This window comes from Inhella gelatinilytica (assembly GCF_016093295.1).
In the GTDB taxonomy this organism is placed as follows: domain Bacteria; phylum Pseudomonadota; class Gammaproteobacteria; order Burkholderiales; family Burkholderiaceae_C; genus Inhella; species Inhella gelatinilytica.
Genome location: NZ_JAEDAL010000009.1, coordinates 1 through 14,121, shown reverse-complemented (window position 1 = coordinate 14,121; position 14,121 = coordinate 1). Strand labels below are relative to the sequence as shown.

The window sequence follows — 14,121 nt, the reverse complement described above, 5'->3', positions numbered from 1 at the left end:
AAACTCGAAATAAGGCTGGGTCGATCCAGGGCCCGCGCACAGCCTCTCAGCGCAGCTGAATGGGGCTGGCCAAATGGGGTTTAAAACCCTGTTTGTCGGAAAGGATGCTGCGAAACGTCGAGAAGTCGGTCTCGGCGTCTCCGCTCAGGATGACGAAATCCACCACGCCGAAGGTCTTGCTCGGCACGTCAAAGTAGGCCAAGCAGCACGGCACCCCCGCTTGCACGGCCACATGGTAGGCCCCGCCCCGCCAGCCCGGCACGTAGGAGCGCGTGCCTTCCGGGGCCACAGCCAACCAGAAGTATTCACCCCGCGCTTTGGCCTGGCGCACCTGCTCGGCCGTGGCCCCCACCAGGCCCTTGGGGTTCTTGCGATCGACAGGGATTCCCCCGATCCACCGCGCCCAGGCGCCCAGCAGCGGGATCTTGAACAGGCTGTCTTTGCCCCACCAGCGCACCTGAACCCCCAGCGCCCACTTCACGAGCACACCAAGAACAAAGTCCCAGTTGGAGGTATGGGGGTAGACCATCACCACGCCCTGGGGGCCGGGAAAGCCTTCAAAAAGGATCTTCCAGCCGAACAGGCGGAGCAGGCCCCGCGCCAATGCGCTCCCCCGCGGCTTGAACTCCGCCCGCCCGGTCAGGCGCTGAAGCGGCGGGGTCACCGGTTGGCTGCCCGATTGACGGCGCGATGCCCGATGTCTCGACGCAGTTGCTGCCCATCGAAGTGCACAGGCGCCAGCAACTCGTAAGCACGCGCCTGCGCCGTACGGACCGACTCACCCAGCGCCGTTGCACAGAGCACACGGCCACCGTTGGTGAGTACCTGACCCTGGGCATCCAGTTGCGTGCCGGCGTGGAACACCATGGCGTCGTCCTGGTCAGCGGGCAGGCCCGCAATCACGTCTCCCTTGCGCGGGTTGAGCGGGTAACCGGCAGCAGCCAGCACCACGCCCAGGGCGGCCCGGCGGTCCCACTGCAACTCTTGCTCCATCAAGCGGCCATCCGTCGCCGCGTAGAGCAGCTCGAAGAGATCCGTTTTCAAGCGCATCAGGATGGGCTGGGTTTCCGGGTCGCCCAACCGCGCATTGAATTCGATGGTGTAGGGCCGGCCTTCCGCGTCAATCATCAAGCCGGCGTAGAGAAAGCCCGTGAACGGGATGCCGTCCTTGGCCATGCCCGCAATCGTCGGCAAGATGATTTCGTGCATGGCCTTGGCATGCACATTGGGCGTCACCACCGGCGCGGGCGAGTAAGCCCCCATGCCCCCGGTGTTGGGACCTTCATCCCCATCCAGCAGGCGCTTGTGGTCCTGGCTGGTGGCCAGGGCTTGGACGTTGACCCCATCACTGATGACGATGAAGCTGGCCTCTTCCCCTTGCAGGAATTGCTCAATGACGACCCGCGCGCCCTCGACGTTGTGCGTCACGCCCAGGGTGTTGTCACGCAGGATCATGTCGATGGCCGCATGCGCCTCGTCCAGCGTCATCGCAACCACCACACCCTTGCCCGCAGCCAGGCCGTCGGCCTTGATGACGATGGGCGCGCCCTGTTCCGTCACATAAGCGTGCGCCGCGTCGGCATCACTAAAGGTCTGATAACGCGCCGTGGGAATGTTGTGGCGCGCCATGAAGTCCTTGGCGAAAGCCTTGGAGCTCTCCAACTGCGCGGCCGCCCGGGTGGGACCGAAGATGCGCAAGCCCCGGCTGCGAAACAGGTCCACCGCACCGGCCGCCAACGGCGCCTCCGGGCCCACGACCGTCAGCGCCACCCGCTGCTCCTGCGCCCAATCGGCCAGTTCGTGCAGATCGGTGATCGGCAGATTCTTGAGTTTGGGGTCACGCGCGGTGCCCCCATTGCCCGGCGCCACAAACACCTGGCTCACACGTTGGCCTTGGGCCAGCTTCCAAGCCAACGCATGTTCACGCCCGCCATTGCCGATCACGAGTACTTTCATTGCGTCAGCCCAGGTCGAGTTCGGCGTTGTGGAAGACGTTTTGGACATCGTCCAGGTCTTCAATCATGTCCAGCAGCTTTTGCATGCGCTGCGCATCGTCCCCGGTCAGGGCAATGGTGTTTTCGGCGCGCATGGTCACGTCAGCGAGTTCCGCCTTGAAGCCCTTGGCTTCAAGCGCGTTCTTCACCGCCTCGTAGTCGGCCGCCGAGGTCAGCACCTCGATGGCGCCGTCGTCGCCGGTGATGACGTCTTCGGCACCCGCATCGAGCGCGGCTTCCATCAGCGCGTCTTCCGACGTGCCCGGCGCAAAAATCAATTGCCCGCAGTGCTTGAACTGGAAGGCCACCGAACCCTCGGTGCCCATGTTGCCTCCGCACTTGCTGAAAGCATGGCGCACTTCAGCCACCGTTCGCACCCGGTTGTCGGTCATCGTGTCCACGATGATGGCCGCCCCGCCAATGCCGTAGCCCTCGTAGCGGATTTCCTCGTAGGTCACGCCTTCGAGGTTGCCCGTGGCCTTGTCCACATTGCGTTTGATGTTGTCCGCCGGCATGTTGGCGGCCTTGGCCTTTTCGATGGCCAAGCGCAAACGCGGGTTCATGGCGATGTCGCCCCCGCCCGTGCGCGCCGCGACGATGATTTCACGCGTGATGCGCGTCCACACCTTGCCCCGCTTTTCGTCCTGACGGCCCTTGCGGTGTTGAATATTGGCCCATTTGGAATGTCCGGCCATAAGCGCGCGCACCCTGCGAGTTGATAAAGAGGGGCGATTTTACGAGGGCCGCCTCGCTAGACTGCCGCCAGACTGGAGAGAACCGCCCATGATTGATCCGATCCTGCTCGCTCGCCACGGCGAAGCCGCCTGCCACCTGCTGCCCGCGCTGGCCAACCGACATGGCCTGATCACCGGCGCGACCGGCACTGGCAAGACCATCACCCTGCAGAAGCTGGCCGAAGGGTTCAGCCAGATCGGTGTCCCCGTCTTCATGGCCGATGTGAAGGGCGACCTGACGGGTATCAGTCAAACCGGAGCGCCCAGTGAAAAGCTGCTGGCGGTACTCAAGGATCGCGGGCTTGAGGTCCCCACGCCCACCCGCTGCCCCGCCACGCTGTGGGATGTCTTCGGCAAAGCGGGGCATCCGGTGCGCGCGACGGTGAGTGACATGGGTCCGCTGTTATTGGCCCGCATGTTGGACCTGAACGAAACCCAAGCCGGGGTGTTGCAACTGGTATTCAAGATTGCGGACGACGCGGGGCTGCTGCTGCTGGACCTCAAGGACTTGCGAGCCATGCTTCAGCACGTGGGGGACAACGCCAGCCAGTTCACCACCGAGTACGGCAACGTCAGTGCCGCCAGCGTTGGGGCCATCCAACGGGGCCTGCTCCAGATTGAATCCCAGGGCGGGGATGCGTTCTTCGGCGAGCCCATGCTCAACATCGCGGATTTCATGCAAACCGATCGAGGGATGGGCGTCATCAATATCCTGGCGGCCGACCAACTGATGAACGCACCGCGCCTGTATGCCACCTTCCTGCTGTGGATGTTGAGTGAGTTGTTCGAGTCGCTTCCCGAAGTCGGCGACTTGGACAAGCCCAAGCTGGTGTTTTTCTTCGACGAAGCGCACCTGCTGTTCAAAGAGGCGCCCGCGGCGCTGGTGGAACGCATTGAACTGGTCGTGCGCCTGGTGCGCTCCAAAGGCGTGGGCGTCTATTTCGTGACCCAAAACCCGCTGGACATCCCCGACAGCGTGCTGGGCCAGTTGGGCAACCGCGTGCAGCACGCGCTGCGCGCCTTCACACCCCGCGATCAAAAAGCCGTCAAAAGCGCCGCCGAGACCATGCGCCCCAAGCCAGGCTTGGACATCGAAGCGGCCATCACCGAGTTGGGTGTGGGCGAGGCCCTGGTCAGCCTGCTCGACGAAAAGGGGCGGCCCAGCATCACCGAGCGCGTTTATGTGCTGCCGCCCGGCAGCCGCATTGGCCCCGTCACGCCCACCGAGCGACAGGCCTTGCTGGATCAGTCGTTGGTTGCTGGCGTCTATGAGAAGGCGGTCGACCGCGAGTCAGCGTACGAAAAGCTGACGAGACGTCTGCAGGCCGCCGCCCAACCGGACGGTGCAAGTCCGGCGAGGAACCCCGCGGGCGCCACTGCCTCAACGCCACCGGGGCCGGGCGAGAACGAAGAAGGCGGCCTCATGGGGGGCCTCAAGGACCTGCTATTCGGCAGTACGGGGCCGCGGGGGGGACGCCGGGAGGGGCTGGCCGAGGCGGCGGCCAAGTCGGCGCTGCGCTCCATCGGCTCCTCGGTCGGCCGGGAAATCGCGCGCGGTGTGCTGGGCAGCCTGCTGGGCGGCAGTAAGCGCCGCCGCTAACGGTTCAGCCCAACCGCCAAGCCTCCCACCCAGTCCACCTGCTGTGACCTGCCGCTCCGTTGATCGACGCGGGAAACCACTCGCGAGGCTGGGCGCCCGTCCATCCCCGGCCCCTGGCGCCCAGGGTGGGCGCCTGTCAGCATGCCCCCCATGACACCGCCGACTCACCTGACCCCCACCCGCCTCGGCTGGCGCCAAACTTGGCGCCGCGATGTGCTGGCCACCCTGGTCGTTTGCCTCTTGGTGGGCCTGCTACTGACCGCCATCCGCGGGCGCAACCTAGCTGGGCACCTGATTTACTCCTTTGCCATCGGCACACAGATTTCGCTTTACATCGGTCTGCTGCAAACCGCCGCCTGCCGCTGGCTGCTGCGCCGGCGACCCGATGATCCACGCCTGCTGGCCGGCTGGCCCGGTCTGGTGTGGATGGCACCCGCTATCGGCGTGGGGGGTCTGATGGGCTACAGCGGCGGCATCCTCTTAGGGGACTGGCTGACGGGCAGGCGCAGCAGCCAGCTTTGGGAGCTGGGCTTCAGCAGCGCGCTGGTCACCGGAGCCTTTGTGCTCAGCATTTCGGTCCTGGTCACGGCCTATTTCTACACGGTGGAGAACGCTCGTCGGGCGCAACTGGAAGCCGAGCGGGCGCAGCGCCAGGCCGCTGAGGCCCAGCTCACGCTGCTGCAAAGCCAGCTCGAACCGCACATGCTGTTCAACACGCTGGCGCACTTGCGCGTCTTGATCCAGCTTCGGCCTGACGATGCACAGCGCATGTTGGACCAGTTGATCGCCTTCCTGCGTGCCACGCTGCAGGCCAGCCGCGTCGAATCGCATGCGCTGCGGGCCGAGTTCGAGCGCCTGCGCGACTACCTGGCCTTGATGCAAGTCCGCATGGGCGCGCGCCTCCAGACGGAGCTGGACCTGCCTGCAGACCTGATGGACCTGCCGGTACCACCGCTGCTGCTGCAACCCCTGGTGGAGAACGCCATCAAGCACGGGCTAGAGCCCAGCATTGCCGGCGGGGTGCTGCGGGTTAAGGCTCGCCGGGAGGGCGGGCTGCTGCGGCTCGACATCACGGACAGCGGCGTTGGCCTGGGCGCTGCCCCGCCGAGCGACGGCACCACCTTCGGCCTGCAACAGGTGCGTGACCGCCTGCGCACCCGGTATGGGGCGGCCGCTCAGCTGAGCCTGCAGGCCGAACCAACGGGAGGCACCCGGGCCCACATCACAATTCCGCTATGAATGCAGCACCCCGCGCCCTGATTGCCGAAGACGAAACCCTGCTGGGCGAACACCTGCAGGCCGAACTGCAAGCCCTGTGGCCCGAGCTGGAAGTCTTGGGCATTGCTCCCAATGGCCAGGCGGCCTTGGAGCAAGCCCTGCGCCTGCGCCCGGACATCGTCTTCCTCGACATTCGGATGCCGGGACTGAGTGGGCTGGAGGCGGCCACGGCTTTGGCTGAGGATTGGCCCGAGGCCCCTCTGCCTCTGGTGGTTTTTGTGACCGCGCACGACGAGTACGCCCTTCAGGCCTTTGAAGCGGCGGCCGCGGACTATGTGCTCAAACCCGTGCAGCGCTCCCGACTGGGGCAAACCGTGCAGCGCCTGCAGGCCGCCCTGACGCAGCGCGGCGGCGGTGCCGACACCTTGGCCGCCCTGCGCCAGCTGCTGGCCCAGCCCGGACTGGCAACAGGGGGCTCTGCCCCTCAAGCGCGGCTGCGCCACCTGCAAGCTGCAGTCGGACAGAGCGTGGAATTGGTGCCCGTGGAGACTATCGTCTACCTGGAGGCCGCCGACAAGTACGTGCGCGCCGTCACCGCACAGCAGGAGTATTGGGTGCGGATTTCGCTGCGCGAGCTGCTCCCCCAGCTCGACCCCGAGCGTTTTTGGCAGGTGCACCGCAGCACCGTGGTGAACATCGACTGCGTGGCCCGTGCCGAGCGCCAGGAAAACGGCCAGGCGCTGCTGGACCTGCGCAACCGGCCCGAGCGCCTCACCGTCAGCCGCGTGCATGCGGGACGGTTCAAGGCGCTGTAAAGCCACTGTGCTAACGCGCGGGGCCGGTCAGTCCGGACTTTTACAATCGCCCCCCCTTTCGGGCCTGCGCCCTTTTGCCTCACCACCATGACCAGCCCCGCCGACACCCCCACCCCTGGCCACAACTTCCTGCGCGCTCAGATTGAGCGCGATCTGGAGCAATGGGCACAGGGCCACGGCTCCGAGCGCCGCTTTGGTGGCAGCCCCGGTGACGCCACCCATCACGCGGCCGGGCCGCTCGACCCGGCCAAGATCCGCACCCGCTTTCCGCCCGAGCCGAACGGTTATTTGCATATCGGCCATGCCAAAAGCATCTGCCTGAACTTCGGCCTGGCACGCGACTACGGTGGAGCGGCCCACTTGCGATTTGACGACACCAACCCCGAGAAGGAAGAGCAGGAGTACGTCGACGCCATCAAGGAAATGGTGGCGTGGCTCGGTTGGAGTTGGGAGCACGCCGGCCAGACGCACCTCTACCAAGCGAGCGACTACTTCGGCTTCATGTACCGAGCCGCCGAGGCACTGGTCGAGGCCGGCTTGGCCTATGTGGACGAACAATCTGCCGAAGACATGCGCAAGAACCGCGGCGACTTCACCACGCCCGGCACCAACAGCCCCTTCCGCGACCGCACGCCCGCCGACAACCTGGCCCGCCTGCGCGAAATGCGCGCTGGCCAGCACGCCGACGGCTCCATGGTCTTGCGCGCCAAGATCGACATGGCCAGCCCCAACATCAACCTGCGCGACCCGGCGCTGTACCGCATCAAACACGCGGAACACCATGCCACGGGCAGCGAATGGTGCATCTACCCGATGTACACCTTCGCGCACCCGATCGAGGACGCGCTGGAGCGGATCACGCACAGCATTTGCACGCTGGAGTTTGAAGACCAGCGCCCCTTCTACGACTGGCTGCTGGAACATTTGGCCCAGCTTGGCCTGCTGGCCCGCCCACTGCCCCACCAGTACGAATTTGGCCGCCTGAACCTCAGCTACGTGGTCACCAGCAAGCGCAAGCTCAAGCAACTGGTGGACGAGCAACACGTCTGGGGCTGGGACGACCCGCGCATGCCCACCCTGGTCGGCATGCGCCGCCGCGGCTACACGCCGGAAAGCATCCGTGCACTGGTCGAGGGCAGCGGCACCACCAAGACCAACAGCTGGCTGGACTACAGTGTGCTGGAGGGCTGCCTGCGCAGCGACCTGGAAGGCCGCGCCCCTCGCGCCATGGCGGTGCTGGAGCCGCTCAAGCTGGAGCTGGTTAACTACGCCGACGTGTTTGGCTCGGCCGAGTTCCGCGACCCCTGCGCCGCCCCGGCCCACCCGCACCACCCCGAGCTGGGCGAGCGCCGCTTCAGCTTCGGCCCCGAGCTCTGGATCGAGCGCGAAGACTTCGCGGAGGTGCCCCCCAAGGGCTACCACCGCCTCTATCCAGGCAACAAGGTGCGCCTGAAAGCCGGGCACGTGGTGGAGTGCGTCGGTTGCACCAAGAACGAAGCGGGCGAGATCGTCGCCGTGCAAGCCAAGGTGGTGCCCGACACCAAGAGCGGCACGCCCGGCGCGGACGCGATCAAGGTCAAGGGCGTCATCACCTGGGTGGCGGCGCACGAGGCCGTGCCGGCCGAAATCCGCTTGTTTGACCGCCTCTTCAAGGACCCGCAGCCCGACGCGGGCGGCAAGGACTTCCTCGATGCCTTGAACCCCGAGTCCCTGCGCGTGGTGCACGGTTTCGTCGAGCCCTCGCTGGCCCAGGCCGCGGCCGCCAGCCACTGGCAGTTCGAGCGCCACGGTTACTTCGTGGCCGACCGCAAGGATCACGCACCCGGCAAGGCCGTGTTCAACCGCACCGCCACGCTGAAGGACAGCTGGGGCGCGAAGTAATCCCTACGCGGCGCCCAACCTGATGGCGCCGCGGGTGCCACCTGGATCCCCAATCAAGTGCCACCGTGGAACCTGCTTTGCCGGGCCACGGGGGGCGCCCCTTCAGCGGGAGGCGCCGAAGGCGCTTCGGGGGTGTGCCGAATCAACACGCACAAGCCAATCCGATGGCACGGCCCCGCATGCTGCCGGGTTCGGCGCCCTCGGCCACCGGGTGTCCATCGCGCTTCCAAAAGTCCAGTCCGCCCAGCATCTCTTTGACCTGGAAGCCCAGCGCCGCCATCTTGTAGGCGCCCTTGGTGGAGCCGTTGCACCCAATGCCGTCGCAATAGGTGACGTACACCTTGCTGCGATCCAAGTGGGCGGTGGAAGCGGCGTCCATGTCCCGGTGGCGCAGGTTGATGGCCCCAGGAATGTGCCCGGCGGCATATTGCTCGGCGCTTCGGGTGTCGATCACCACCAAACGATCCACGCCCAGGCTGAGATCCTCCGCCACGTCCCAGGCATCGGCGTGAAAACTGAGCTTCCAGCGCATGTAGTCCGCAGTTTCCTCGGGGCTGGCAGGGGGAAAGGTCAAGACAAAGGACTCGCTCATGGTGGGCTCCTGATCGGGTGAACCGCCGCACTGTAGGCCGCATCGCATCCGGTCAACAGACCACTTCCGCACCAGACAACCAGACCACTTGGCCGCCGCCAGCGACAATGGCGCCCATGGACACGCGCCGGCTCTGGCTTCAACCCATCGATTGGTCGGCCCGACCCGGGGTCACCCGCTGGGAGCAGTTGTGCGATCTGCTGCGCCTCGCGGCGCGGCATGCACACGCGGACCAACTCTTGCCCTCCAGCCGCCAATTGGCCGCCGATTTGGGGCTCTCGCGCGCCACGGTGGAGGCGGCCTATCGCCAACTGGGCGCGGAGGGCTGGGTCACAAGGCGCCACGGCAGCGGCAGCTGGCTGCATGCACCGAGCGCGGCGCGTCCGGCGCAAGCCACGCCCTTGCACCTGCCCGCGACGCTCTCGGCTCGGGGGCAAATCCTGCAGGCCATCGTGGGCTGCGACGACCCCGAGCACCCCCTGCCCTTCGCAGCGGGCAGCCCCGATTTGCGCGACTTCCCCTGGGCGGTTTGGCATCGTTTGGCGCGGCGCCTGGAGGCCGAGGCAGTGCAGCTCGGCCGCTACCAAGCCCCCCAAGGCGTCGCCGAACTGCGGAGCGCGTTGATGGAGCATTTGGCCGCCTCACGCGGCCTGCGCGCCCATGCCGATCATGTCCTGACCCTCACCAGCTCTCAACAGGCGCTGCATCTGCTGAGTCAACTGCTGCTGGACCCGGGCGATGTCGTCTGGATGGAAGACCCCGGGTACGCGGGCGCCCGGGCCGCGTTTGCCGCCGCGGGGGCGCAGGTGGTTCCCGTGCCTGTCGATGCGGAGGGGCTGCACCCCCACAGCCGGCTGCCCAAACCCAAGCTGATCTACGTCACCCCGGCCCACCAATACCCGTTGGGTGTGCGTCTGTCGATGCGTCGCCGTCGGCAACTGCTGGCGCTGGCGCAACACAGCGGCGCCTGGATCTTGGAGGACGATTACGACAGCGAGTTCCATCCCTCCCCCAGCGCTCTGCCGGCCCTGCAGTCCCTGGATCGCAGCGGTCAAGTCATCTACCTTGGCACCTTTTCCAAGACGCTGATGCCCAGCCTGCGCCTGGCCTACGTCGTGTTGCCCGCCGGCTTGGTGGCGGCGGCGACCCATGCGCGTCATTTGATCGATGGTCATGGGGCAGGCGCCCCCCAAGCACTGGTCGCTGCCTTCATCCAGGAGGGGCACTTTGCGGCCCACCTTCGCCGACAACGCGAAGCGGTCCGCCAGCGGCGAGAGACGCTACTTGAGAGTCTGGCGCGCGTCGCCCCGTGGGTCACTCCCACAGCTCCGATGGCCTGTGGGCTCCAACTTTGCGTGGAGTTACCGCCCCGCGCGGAACGCACTCTGACTCGCAGGGCATTGGCGCGTGGCATCCGTACGCCGACGCTCAGTCCCTTAACACTCACGTCAATGCGCGAGGGCTGGCTGTTGGGCTTTGGCGCCCTCAGTGTGGACGAGATCCAAGCTGCCACACAGCGGCTGCGCAATCTGGATCGCGATGACCCCTAACCAAAAAAAGAAAGCCTCGGGATCCGGAGACCGCGAGGCTCTGCGCTTGACATCTACAGAGATGGTGCCTGGGACGGGACTCGAACCCGTACGGCCCTTTTCAGGAACCGGCGATGTATCCGCAGACTCGCAACTTATTGACACATCATGAGGCCGATAAATCAACAACTTAGCGAGTTCAATGTGTCGCGTAAAGCACCACGAATACGGACTCTTCAGGGCCTCATGTGTACATAGCCGATGAACCGGCAAGCAGTACAACGATGGAGGCGCTTGCATGTTCCGATGCCCTAGACCGGTCAGAGAAGCGGATTGATCAGCGGGGGCGGTGACGCCAATCAATAGCGAGTGGCTTGGCGACACGAAGTCAATTGCAGCGGCCCAATAGCTTGCTCTTCGTTGACTGATAGGCGGCTTACGACCCCAAGCGGCTGTTCGGCTGAGTTCACCTACTCGCCAGGTGAGCAGTCACTCAACGTTTGAATTCAGCCGGCCAGGGTCGGCCGCAATGAGTGGCTAGGCCGCATTGCTTACTTTCTAGAGATTGCGTCCGCTACAGCCTGAAGGCGATAGCAAGCTTCCGCAAATGACACATCAAGCACCTCAAACTCACGCGCAGCTAGCAGACCAACATTCATTCCTTGAATTTCAATAGCCGACAGATTTGGGTCACCGCGCAAAAAACTTCGCAGAATAAATATCTGCTCTCGCACAATGCGGAGCGGCTCAGCGGCGCCGTGTTCCCCGATGAGCGAAGACACTGCGCTAAAGTCTGTTCGATGAACGCCAGATCTTCGATATGGGCTTCGGTCGACATCCGGCCTAACGTTTTAAGTGAGGGGCCGCCGGAGCCTAGAAACGGCAGAGGGCATTTTCAAACACGGCCTGCAAATCGTCCCCCTCGACGGAGTTGTTAGAGCGCTTACTTGGTAAAGACATGGTTTTCAATCTTTCCTGTTGAAAGAGAAATTGTGCAATTGAAACCGGCAAAGTTGCCGACAATCAATGGGGTCTCACTATTAACGTTCATGTATGCGTCAACAGGAAGTTCGGTTGGATTTTCAGCGACCCACAAAGCTTCTCCGCCGACGCCATAGGCAACCAGATTATTTGCTGGACGATATTGCAAATATGCCATGTAGTCGTGAATGACAACGACAGTCTCATTGATCAACACTACCTCCAAGACGGGCTTCTCCAGAGCAATGATACCGCCTGGGGTAAATACAGTTGATGCATCGAACCGGAGTTTCATTTGCTCTGCGATCTAACGAATGAAAGGGACTTCCCCGTCCCGAGCTAGCCGCGGTGAGCGGCAAACGGCAACAAGTGCCACGATGGGGTTGCGAAATCTCATCAACTCACTCTGAAAGGGGAAGTCCATGGCCATTGTCTGCGTCGGCATCGATCTGGCGAAGAACGTATTTGCCCTGCATGGGGTGGATGAGGCGGGCAAGCCCGCGCTGGTGCGGCCCACGGTGCCGCGCGCAAAGCTGCTGGAGGCCATCGCCGCGCTGCCGCCGTGCCTCGTCGCCATGGAAGCCTGCTCGGGCGCCCACCACTGGGCGCGCGAGTTCCAAGCCTTGGGCCACACCGTCAAGCTCATCGCCCCGAAGTTTGTGATTCCGTACCGGCTCTCGGGCAAGCGTGGCAAGAATGATGCCGCAGACGCCGCAGCCATCTGCGAAGCCGCCCAACGCCCCAGCATGCGCTTTGTGCCCGCCAAGAGCTTGGAGCAGCAAGGGCAGCTGTGCTTGCACCGGGTGCGACAAGGCTTCATCGAACAGCGCACTGCATTGATCAACCGCATTCGGGGCCTGCTCAGTGAGTTCGGCATCGTCTTGCCCTTGAAGGCCGCCACCGTGCGGCGAGAAGCCCTCTTGCACCTGGAAGACCTGCCCGGCTGGGCCAACCTGGCCGTGGGGGATTGCCTGAGCGAAGTGGGGCGGCTTGACGAGCGCGTCCACGAGTACGACCGTCACTTGGCGCACCTGGCCCGCGAGAACGAAGCCGCCAAGCGCTTGATGCGCCTGTCGGGCATTGGCGAGACCACGGCCACCGCGCTCACTGCGGCCATCGGCAACGGCCACGACTTCCAATGCGGGCGCCAGTTCGCCGCTTGGCTGGGCTTGACGCCGGGACAGTACAGCTCGGGCGGCAAGACGCGGCTGGGGCGCATCACCAAAGCAGGTGACGCCTATCTGCGCAGCCTCCTGGTGCTGGGCGCGCGGGCGGTGCTGGCGGCGGCCAAAAACAAAGCCGACCCGATCAGTCGCTGGGTGCGAAACGTCGAAGAGCGGCGCGGCTATTGGAAGGCGGTGGTGGCCATGGCGGCCAAGAACGCGCGGCTGGCCTGGGCCGTGCTGGCCAAGGGCGACGCCTTCAAGCTCGCGGTCTGAACCGCACCGAGCCACCCGATCCACCCCGGCAACCGGAGACTACCCCCCCCCAACAAACATTCCGCCGCGTGACCGGCCTGTCGTTGATGAGCAAGGTTGGACCTGTGCGGGGCGTGCCTGATTAACTCAAGGGAGCGGGAAACCGGCTCCGGCTAACGAATGAGGCCCCCGCGCGCGTCTTCACATCAGGGTCCGCAGCATCGAAAAGCTGCACGAATGACCGTTTGTAGTAACCCAAGTCCGCACTTGCTCTGTGCTCAGCGAACCGGCCCCAATCGCGTTGGAAATCCAACTGCAAACCCCTTGATGAATGGCTGCGCCATTCATCAGGGCTGAATATTGCTTGCAATTAGTGGGGAAGCCCTTGTAGTTGGAGTTCAGCCGACCGGACGGCGCAGCCGGCCAGGGTCGGCTGCAATGACGGGTTAGGCGTCATACGCGCGGCACCCGGACCCAATGAAGCTTTTCAAGCAAGAGGCGCGAATGCACGAGCTGAATTGCATTTACTCCCTCCACACGGATGGCCTTGAACTCCTTGGGGTCCCCAGGCCTATTGAATAGAACCCAGTAGACGTGCGGGGCGACAGAGGCGATACCAAACGCGGTTTCCTCCACCATACCCCGACGGTGCTTCACAAGTTGGTCTCGATCCGTGAACTGATCCATTACCTCGATGTTCTCGACCGGCAGGTCCGCGGCATGACCAGCCGCAGTCAATCCGTGCCGAACTACGAACTTCTCCGCGGACTTCACTGCCCCATTCTCTTCATTAGTTAATTCGCGCGTGCTACCCAGTGACGCGCATGCGGCAATTAGCACAACCATGGAGACAAGCAGCGCGCGCATACGTTTCTGTGACGCCTAACGTTTGAATTCAGCCGACCGGCCGGCGCAGCCGGCCTGGGTCGGCTGCAATGAAAGGTTAGCCCGCACGCTTCGTTGCCTCGGTGAACTGCTGTAGGAAGTTCTCGCCAAACATGGCGTCAACCTTGGCAATAGCTTGAACTGCAGCTTTGACGTCGAAATCTCTGCCTTCGAGTACCGCCAACGCCTCGTTGTGCAAAGAATAGGCAAGGTGCGCGGCCGCGCGGGTGGATAGATCGGATTCGTTGTCGCTACCGAGGTGCCCGGCCAACAGAAGCCGAAGCTCATACACGGCGAATGCCAGGATTTTTGCTTGGTCTTGATGCGCACTCATAGCTCTGTGCGGGCTAACAATCAGCGTTTATCTGCCGCGCCACGAACATGGCGAGCGGCCTGAGCGGAAATCGCGGCAGATAAACCATGTTGGACTGAACCGTCGCGGCGACGGTGGCGGGGGCCTAGGGGATTGGATGC

Annotated in this window: 14 protein-coding genes; 6 read left to right on the top strand and 8 right to left on the bottom strand. The window is 64.2% G+C overall.

Annotated elements, in window-relative coordinates; genetic code table 11:
* Nucleotides 1-46: 46 nt before the first annotated feature.
* The 3 genes from I7X43_RS14460 to I7X43_RS14450 are packed head-to-tail and all read right to left on the bottom strand — an operon-like array spanning nt 47 to nt 2,689.
* On the bottom strand, nt 47-664 hold the full coding sequence (locus I7X43_RS14460) for a 1-acyl-sn-glycerol-3-phosphate acyltransferase (protein ID WP_198101662.1): 618 nt from the start codon (nt 662-664) through the stop codon (nt 47-49).
* Nucleotides 661-1,956, bottom strand: a complete 1,296-nt coding sequence (purD, locus tag I7X43_RS14455) for a phosphoribosylamine--glycine ligase (protein ID WP_198101661.1) — start codon at nt 1,954-1,956, stop codon at nt 661-663. Before purD ends, I7X43_RS14460 begins: the two co-directional genes overlap by 4 nt.
* A 4-nt stretch (nt 1,957-1,960) precedes the next feature.
* Nucleotides 1,961-2,689, bottom strand: coding sequence for a YebC/PmpR family DNA-binding transcriptional regulator (locus I7X43_RS14450; protein WP_198101660.1), 729 nt, complete (start codon nt 2,687-2,689; stop codon nt 1,961-1,963).
* Nucleotides 2,690-2,777: 88 nt separating this feature from the next.
* Between I7X43_RS14450 and I7X43_RS14445 the strand changes: the two genes are divergently transcribed.
* The 4 genes from I7X43_RS14445 to I7X43_RS14430 all read left to right on the top strand — a co-directional run bounded on the left by I7X43_RS14445 (nt 2,778) and on the right by I7X43_RS14430 (nt 8,242).
* A complete protein-coding gene (locus I7X43_RS14445) occupies nt 2,778-4,328 on the top strand; it encodes a helicase HerA-like domain-containing protein (RefSeq protein WP_198101659.1) in 1,551 nt (516 codons plus the stop codon).
* Nucleotides 4,329-4,478: 150 nt separating this feature from the next.
* Nucleotides 4,479-5,567 (top strand): sensor histidine kinase, encoded by a 1,089-nt coding sequence (locus I7X43_RS14440; protein WP_198101658.1) that lies wholly within the window; start codon nt 4,479-4,481, stop codon nt 5,565-5,567.
* Nucleotides 5,564-6,361: a LytR/AlgR family response regulator transcription factor gene (locus I7X43_RS14435; RefSeq protein ID WP_198101657.1), complete on the top strand. Its 798-nt coding sequence runs from the start codon at nt 5,564-5,566 to the stop codon at nt 6,359-6,361. Before I7X43_RS14440 ends, I7X43_RS14435 begins: the two co-directional genes overlap by 4 nt.
* Nucleotides 6,362-6,448: 87 nt before the next feature.
* A complete protein-coding gene (locus tag I7X43_RS14430; RefSeq protein WP_198101656.1) occupies nt 6,449-8,242 on the top strand; it encodes a glutamine--tRNA ligase/YqeY domain fusion protein in 1,794 nt (597 codons plus the stop codon).
* A 142-nt stretch (nt 8,243-8,384) separates the two neighbouring features.
* Here the strand turns inward: I7X43_RS14430 and I7X43_RS14425 are convergent, their stop codons facing one another.
* Nucleotides 8,385-8,834, bottom strand: a complete 450-nt coding sequence (locus I7X43_RS14425) for a rhodanese-like domain-containing protein (RefSeq protein WP_198101655.1) — start codon at nt 8,832-8,834, stop codon at nt 8,385-8,387.
* 116 nt (nt 8,835-8,950) lie between these two features.
* On the opposite strand from I7X43_RS14425, the gene pdxR reads away from it, so the two are divergent.
* Nucleotides 8,951-10,384 (top strand): MocR-like pyridoxine biosynthesis transcription factor PdxR, encoded by a 1,434-nt coding sequence (gene pdxR / locus I7X43_RS14420; RefSeq protein ID WP_198101654.1) that lies wholly within the window; start codon nt 8,951-8,953, stop codon nt 10,382-10,384.
* A gap of 530 nt (nt 10,385-10,914) precedes the next feature.
* Here the strand turns inward: pdxR and I7X43_RS16660 are convergent.
* Both I7X43_RS16660 and I7X43_RS14415 read right to left on the bottom strand, forming a co-directional pair.
* Complete coding sequence (locus I7X43_RS16660) at nt 10,915-11,145, bottom strand: immunity protein Tsi6 family protein (RefSeq protein ID WP_510602559.1); 231 nt, start codon at nt 11,143-11,145, stop codon at nt 10,915-10,917.
* Nucleotides 11,146-11,306: 161 nt separating this feature from the next.
* Nucleotides 11,307-11,639, bottom strand: coding sequence for a DUF7957 family protein (locus tag I7X43_RS14415; protein WP_198101653.1), 333 nt, complete (start codon nt 11,637-11,639; stop codon nt 11,307-11,309).
* Nucleotides 11,640-11,766: 127 nt separating this feature from the next.
* Here I7X43_RS14415 and I7X43_RS14410 point away from each other — a divergent pair, with 127 nt between their 5' ends.
* Entirely contained in the window at nt 11,767-12,783 is a 1,017-nt protein-coding gene (locus I7X43_RS14410; protein ID WP_198101652.1) for an IS110 family RNA-guided transposase, read from the top strand.
* Between the two features lie 432 nt (nt 12,784-13,215).
* Here I7X43_RS14410 and I7X43_RS14405 read toward each other — a convergent pair whose 3' ends face one another.
* Both I7X43_RS14405 and I7X43_RS14400 read right to left on the bottom strand, forming a co-directional pair.
* Complete coding sequence (locus tag I7X43_RS14405; protein ID WP_198101651.1) at nt 13,216-13,629, bottom strand: hypothetical protein; 414 nt, start codon at nt 13,627-13,629, stop codon at nt 13,216-13,218.
* Nucleotides 13,630-13,705: 76 nt separating this feature from the next.
* The gene (locus I7X43_RS14400; RefSeq protein ID WP_198101650.1) at nt 13,706-13,981 is read right to left on the bottom strand and encodes a hypothetical protein; all 276 of its coding nucleotides are present in this window, start codon (nt 13,979-13,981) and stop codon (nt 13,706-13,708) included.
* Between the last annotated feature and the right edge of the window lie 140 nt (nt 13,982-14,121).

What these genes read in the sequence shown, in the direction of transcription:
- purD (WP_198101661.1), bottom strand. Translation starts at nt 1,956, where the DNA reads ATGAAAGTACTCGTGATCGGCAATGGCGGGCGTGAACATGCGTTGGCT.
- I7X43_RS14450 (WP_198101660.1), bottom strand. Translation starts at nt 2,689, where the DNA reads ATGGCCGGACATTCCAAATGGGCCAATATTCAACACCGCAAGGGCCGT.
- I7X43_RS14445 (WP_198101659.1), top strand. Translation starts at nt 2,778, where the DNA reads ATGATTGATCCGATCCTGCTCGCTCGCCACGGCGAAGCCGCCTGCCAC.
- I7X43_RS14440 (WP_198101658.1), top strand. Translation starts at nt 4,479, where the DNA reads ATGACACCGCCGACTCACCTGACCCCCACCCGCCTCGGCTGGCGCCAA.
- I7X43_RS14435 (WP_198101657.1), top strand. Translation starts at nt 5,564, where the DNA reads ATGAATGCAGCACCCCGCGCCCTGATTGCCGAAGACGAAACCCTGCTG.
- I7X43_RS14430 (WP_198101656.1), top strand. Translation starts at nt 6,449, where the DNA reads ATGACCAGCCCCGCCGACACCCCCACCCCTGGCCACAACTTCCTGCGC.
- I7X43_RS14425 (WP_198101655.1), bottom strand. Translation starts at nt 8,834, where the DNA reads ATGAGCGAGTCCTTTGTCTTGACCTTTCCCCCTGCCAGCCCCGAGGAA.
- pdxR (WP_198101654.1), top strand. Translation starts at nt 8,951, where the DNA reads ATGGACACGCGCCGGCTCTGGCTTCAACCCATCGATTGGTCGGCCCGA.
- I7X43_RS14415 (WP_198101653.1), bottom strand. Translation starts at nt 11,639, where the DNA reads ATGAAACTCCGGTTCGATGCATCAACTGTATTTACCCCAGGCGGTATC.
- I7X43_RS14410 (WP_198101652.1), top strand. Translation starts at nt 11,767, where the DNA reads ATGGCCATTGTCTGCGTCGGCATCGATCTGGCGAAGAACGTATTTGCC.
- I7X43_RS14405 (WP_198101651.1), bottom strand. Translation starts at nt 13,629, where the DNA reads ATGCGCGCGCTGCTTGTCTCCATGGTTGTGCTAATTGCCGCATGCGCG.
- I7X43_RS14400 (WP_198101650.1), bottom strand. Translation starts at nt 13,981, where the DNA reads ATGAGTGCGCATCAAGACCAAGCAAAAATCCTGGCATTCGCCGTGTAT.